At 73.6% G+C, this 5662-nt stretch carries 4 protein-coding genes and 1 pseudogene; all 5 read left to right on the top strand.

Translation table 11 applies throughout. The features are described 5' to 3' along the window. Nucleotides 1-253 (top strand): annotated as a pseudogene (locus AC1DP0_RS17170) (hypothetical protein); the annotation flags it as partial. Continuing rightward, nucleotides 250-2685 (top strand): serine/threonine-protein kinase, encoded by a 2436-nt coding sequence (locus AC1DP0_RS17165; RefSeq protein ID WP_478086637.1) that lies wholly within the window; start codon nucleotides 250-252, stop codon nucleotides 2683-2685. The pseudogene AC1DP0_RS17170 and the gene AC1DP0_RS17165, both read left to right, overlap by 4 nt. Next, nucleotides 2682-3995, top strand: a complete 1314-nt coding sequence (locus AC1DP0_RS17160; RefSeq protein WP_478086635.1) for a protein phosphatase 2C domain-containing protein — start codon at nucleotides 2682-2684, stop codon at nucleotides 3993-3995. Before AC1DP0_RS17165 ends, AC1DP0_RS17160 begins: the two co-directional genes overlap by 4 nt. Further along, the gene (locus tag AC1DP0_RS17155) at nucleotides 3988-5277 is read left to right on the top strand and encodes a VWA domain-containing protein (protein WP_478086633.1); all 1290 of its coding nucleotides are present in this window, start codon (nucleotides 3988-3990) and stop codon (nucleotides 5275-5277) included. The genes AC1DP0_RS17160 and AC1DP0_RS17155 overlap by 8 nt, the downstream gene beginning before the upstream one ends. Next, a partial coding sequence (locus AC1DP0_RS17150; RefSeq protein ID WP_478086631.1) for a zinc ribbon domain-containing protein occupies nucleotides 5274-5662 on the top strand: 389 nt, incomplete at its 3' end. The genes AC1DP0_RS17155 and AC1DP0_RS17150, both read left to right, overlap by 4 nt.

Below are 5662 nucleotides of genomic sequence, written 5' to 3'. Positions count from 1 at the left end.
GGCCGCGTCCGCGACGCTGGCGCCCGAGGCCGCCGACGACGTGGCCGAGCTGCGACGTCGCCTCGACGAGACCCTCGCGGCGCAGCCCCTGCCCATCGCCCGTGCCCGAGCCCTGGCGGCCGCGTTCGCGGCCTACGTCGACGCCGCGACCCGGCCCGCGCCGCGCACCGGGCGCACCGCTGCCCGTCCTCCTGCACCCCGACCCTCAGCACCCCGAACCCCAGAACCCCGACTCCAGAGGCCCCGCCCATGACCTGCACGCAGCCGGGCTGCACCGGAACGATCGTCGACGGCTACTGCGACGTGTGCGGCATGGCCGCAGGGTCCAGCCCGGTCCCCGTGGCCGTGGGGGCCGCAGCGCGCGGGGGCGCGGCCTCGAAGCCCACCCCAGCCCCAGCCAGTGGCCCGTCGATCCCGGAGGGCGGCGCCTGCCAGCAGCCCGGGTGCGGCGGCACGATCGAGGCCGGCTACTGCAACGTGTGCGGCACACCGGCCGACCAGCTGAGCGTGGCCGGGTACGCCGCGCCCACCGAGCCGCCGAGCCCTGACGGCCAGGGGGGCGAGGCCGCAGGCACCGCGGGCACGGCCGGGGTCGGTCCGGAGATGTCCACACGATCGGCTGCCTCGAGCAACCTGGCGTCGGCAGCCCTGGGCTCCAAGCGAGCCCGCGAGGCGGGATCCATCGCGACTCGGCGCACCGGCGGCTCGCAGCGGCTCCGGTCGGCACGGCTCGGTGGCGGCATCACGACGGTGCGTCCGGCCCCCGAGATCAACGCCGCCAAGGCCCTCCTCACGAACCCGACGGTGCCCGAGAACAAGCGCTACTGCCCCAAGTGCGGTGAGCCCGTCGGGCGCGGCCGCGACGGCAGGACCGGGCGCACCACCGGCTTCTGCCCCAAGTGCCGCCACCCGTTCTCCTTCGACCCCAAGCTCCAGGCGGGTGACCTCGTGGCCGGGCAGTACGAGGTCGCGGGCTGCCTGGCCCACGGCGGCCTCGGCTGGATCTACCTCGCCCGGGACAAGAACGTCTCCGACCGTTGGGTCGTGCTCAAGGGCCTGCTCAACTCCGCCGACCCAGACGCCCTGGCCGCGGCGATCGCCGAGCAGCGCTTCCTCGCCCAGGTCTCGCACCCCAGCATCGTCGAGATCTACAACTTCGTGACCCACGACGACGCCGGCTACATCGTCATGGAGTACGTCGGCGGGACCTCGCTCAAGTCCATCCTCAAGCAGCGCCTGCAGGCCGCCGGGAGGTACGACCCGCTGCCCGTCGACCAGGCCCTCGCCTACCTCCTCGAGATCCTGCCGGCCTTCCAGTACCTCCACGACCTGGGCCTCGTCTTCTGCGACTTCAAGCCGGACAACATCATCCAGGTCGGCGACGAGGTCAAGCTCATCGACCTCGGGGGCGTGCGCCGCGCCGACGACGAGGACTCGGCGATCTTCGGGACCGTCGGCTACCAGGCTCCCGAGGTGGCCGAGCTCGGCGTCTCGGCCGCCTCCGACATCTACACGATCGGCCGCACCCTGGTGGTGCTGACGATGGAGTTCCGCGGCTACCAGACCACCTACCTCAACACGCTGCCCGCCCAGGACACCGTGCCGGTCTTCCAGCGCTACGACTCGTTCTACCGGCTCGTGGCCAAGGCGTGCGCCCCCAACCGGGACGACCGCTTCGTCTCCGCCGACGAGCTGCGCTCGCAGATGGTCGGGGTGCTGCGGGAGGTGGTCGCCCTCGACCGTGGGTCGGGCGCCGCGACGACCACGGTCAGCTCGCTCCTGTTCGACGTGCCCACGCCGGGCGTCGAGCCCGACGACTGGCGCAACCTGCCCGGCCTGCGCCGCGACCCGCACGACCCGCAGACCGGGTGGCTGACGACGGTGTCCGGCCCGCCGGAGGAGCGGCTGGCGACGCTCAAGCGAGCCGCGGTGCGCACGACGGAAGTGCTGCTCGAGCAGGCGCGCACGGCCCTCGACGCGAACCGGCCCGACGTCGCCGAGGCCACCGCGGGCGAGCTGCTGAGCGCGGACCCGTGGGAGTGGCGCGCCGTCTGGATCCAGGGGCTGGCCGCGCTCGAGCGCGGCGACTCCCGGACGGCCCAGGCCGCGTTCAACGCCGTCTACGGTCAGGTCCCGGGCGAGCTCGCACCCAAGCTCGCCCTGGCCCAGGCCTCCGAGCAGGCCGGCGACGACGCGGTCGCCGAGAACCTCTACGTGGCGTGCGCACGTACGGACGCGACCTACGTCCCGATGGCGGCCTTTGGCGTGGCCCGCATCCGGGCCGAGCGCAAGGACGTCGACGGTGCGGTCGCGGCATACCGCCTCGTGCCGGTGCAGTCGAGCGCCTACCGCACCGCTCGGGCAGGTCTGGCCGAGCTGCTCGCCCGGGCCAACCGGGGACTGCCCGACCTCGCCGAGGCACTGCGCACCCTCGACGACACGTCGCTGTCGGCGCGGCGGCGGGCCGAGCTGACCACGCTGATCTACCGTGAGGCGCTCGTGACGGTGGAGAAGAGCGGGAACAAGGCCGATGTCCGCCTGGGCGAGCACAAGGGCACCCCCAACGGTTTGCGGCTCGGGCTCGAGGAGGCCCTGCGCGAGCTGGCCAAACGCACCCCCGACCTGACCGAGCGCGTACCCCTCGTCGACGAGGCGAACGCCATTCGACCCTGGAGCCTCTGGTGACCCACATCCCGACGACGGGAGCGGCCCACCCCGCTCCGACCCCCGCTCCCGAGCCTGCGACGAGCGCGCCCGTGGGAAGCGAGCAGGCGCAGGCTCCTGCGGCTTCCCGCGACTGCCCGGCCTGCGGCACGGCCAACCCGGCCGAGTCGAGCTTCTGCGAGGCCTGCGGCGCCGACCTCGTCGTCGCGGCCCGCGCGGCGACGGGTACGCCGCCACCGGCACCGACGTCGGACGGCACCGTGCTCGCCTCGGCGACACCGCAGACCGCGCCCGCCGGTGAGGAGTCGCCGCTCGACGTCGGCTGGACCGGCGCGGTGCCCTCGTCCGCGGTCGCGCCGGCCGACGACGAGCTGACGTGCCACGCCTGCGGCCAGGGTCGCATCGTCGACGGCTACTGCGACCACTGCGGCACGCCCCCACCCAACCCGCGCGACCACCTCGTCGAGTCACCGGTGGCGTGGGTCGGCGGCGTGTGCGACATCGGCAGGCGCCACGCCCGCAACGAGGACGCCATGTCCCTCAGTGCGGTCGAGGCACCGGGCTCGCGGGCGGTCCTCGTCGTCTGTGACGGCGTCTCGATGGCCACCGACTCGCACATCGCGTCGCTCGCCGCGGCCAAGGCCGCGCGTGCCGTGCTCGACCAGCCCTTCCCCCGCGGGGTCGGGACCCCGGAGGCGTGGGCGGCCGGCGCCGCGCGGGCGCTGACGAGCGCCGTCGCCCGGGCCAACGAGGCCGTGGCCGCTGCCGTCGTCGAGGACGTCCCCAACCCGCCGTCGTGCACCTTCGCGGCAGCGGTCGTGGAGGACGACGTCATCGTCGCCGGCAACGTCGGCGACAGCCGCGTCTACTGGCTGCCCGACGCCACCGACGAGCCTGCGAGCCAGCTCGGACGCGACGACTCGTACGCCCAGGAGCAGATGGCGGCGGGCGTCCCGCGGCTCGAGGCCGAGACCGGCCCGCACGCCCACTCGATCACGCGCTGGCTCGGCCGGGACGCCCCCGACGACCTCACGCCGCACCTGACGACGGTGACGGCAACACCGGGCTGGCTCATGGTCTGCTCCGACGGCCTGTGGAACTACTGCTCCGAGGCCGAGGCCCTGCGCAGCCTGCTGCACGACGCCGCGGCGCGGCTCGATGACGTCACGCCCACCACGGTGGCGCAGGCGCTCGTCGACTTCGCCAACGAGCAGGGTGGACGCGACAACATCACGGTTGCCCTCGCCCGACTCGCTGGGCGAGGATCGAGCACGACGACGGAGGCGACCGCATCGGCGGCGCCGATGGAAGGGGACCCGACGGATGGCTGACTTCACCGCAGAGGTGTTCCAGAACGAGTTCCTGCCCGACGGGGGCACCGACGTCCACGCGATCGTGCGGGTGACCTCGACCGGCGCGTCCGCCGCGACGGCCTCCGCGGGTCTGACCGACCCGGGATCGGCCGCCGAGGTCATCCTCATCGACACGTCGGGCTCGATGGGGCGCCGTGGCGTCCAGGCGGCCGGTGAGGCAGCGAAGGCAGCCTTGGCCGAGATCGTCGACGGCACGCTGTTCTCGATCGTCTCCGGCAACGGCACGGCCCAGATCGTCTACCCCTACAGCCACCAGGGCGCGCTCGTGCCGATGGCGGCACACACCCGGGGCGAGGCCAACCGCGCCATCGAGGGGCTGCGCGCCAACGGCGGCACGGCGATGGGCACGTGGCTCACCCTCGCCCGCCAGATCTTCGAGACCGTGCCGCACGTGACCAAGCGACACGCGATCCTGCTCACCGACGGCGTCAACGAGGGCGAGACCCCCGCCTCGCTGCAAGCCGCGGTCGCCGGGTGCGTCGGCTCGTTCCAGTGCGACTGCCGCGGCGTCGGTGACCAGTGGCGCGTCGACGAGGTGCGTGGCATCGCCTCGGCGCTGCTCGGCACCGTCGACCTCATCCCCGCGCCGGAGGAGATGGCGGCCGAGTTCGAGGCGATGATGCGCGCGTCGATGTCGCGCGGCGTCGCCAACTCCGAGCTGCGCGTGTGGGTCCCACAGGGGGCCGAGCTGCTCTTCGTCAAGCAGGTCTCGCCGACGCTCGAGGACCTCACCTCGCGGCGCACCGTCGTCAACCCGCTCACCGGCGCCTACCCGACCGGCGCGTGGTCCGACGAGAGCCGCGACTACCACGTGGCCGTACGCCTGCCCGCCCGCACGCTGGGGCAGGAGCAGCTCGCGGCCCGCGTGCAGTTCTCGCTCGGTGGCGACCCCGTCGCCCAGGCGCTCGTCAAGGCCAAGTGGAGCAACGACGACTCGCTGACCACGCGCATCGACCCGGCAGTGGCCGCCTACACGGGCCAGGCCGAGCTCGCCACGGTCATCCAGGAGGGTCTTGCCGCCAAGGCTGCCGGACAGGATGACGTCGCGACCGCCAAGCTCGGGCGCGCGGTGCAGCTCGCCGACGCCACCGGCAACGACGAGATGACGACCCGCCTGAAGAAGGTCGTCGACATCGACGACGCCGACACGGGCACCGTCCGGCTCAAGAAGGGTGCGTCGAAGATCGACGAGATGTCGCTCGACACCGCGTCGACGAAGACGAGCCGGGTGCGCCGATGAGTGCGGTCTGCCCCAACGGACACACGTCCGAGGCCGAGGACTACTGCGACACCTGCGGATCCCCCATCGTGGCGAGCGCACAGCCCACGGCCTCGGGCACGGCAAGCTCGGCGAGCGCCACCCCGTCGTCGTCCGGCTCCTCGCTCGACCTCGACCCGTACCCGTCCGCTGGTGCCACCGGACCCGGCGGCCCTGGTGCACCGGGCGCCACCGGGGCGCCTGGGACCCCCGGCGCCCCGGCGGTCCTGGAGTGCCCCAACTGCTCGACCGAGAACCCCGACGGCGCGCTGTTCTGCGAGGCCTGCGGCTACGACTTCACGACTGGCGCCATGCCCCGTGATCCCGCCGCCGGGCCGAGCGACCTCGTCGACACCGAGCCCGACGG

It is taken from the genome of Terrabacter sp. P5_B1, assembly GCF_056400505.1.
Note: the sequence above shows the minus strand (reverse complement) of the source record. Positions and strands in the feature narration are given on the sequence as shown.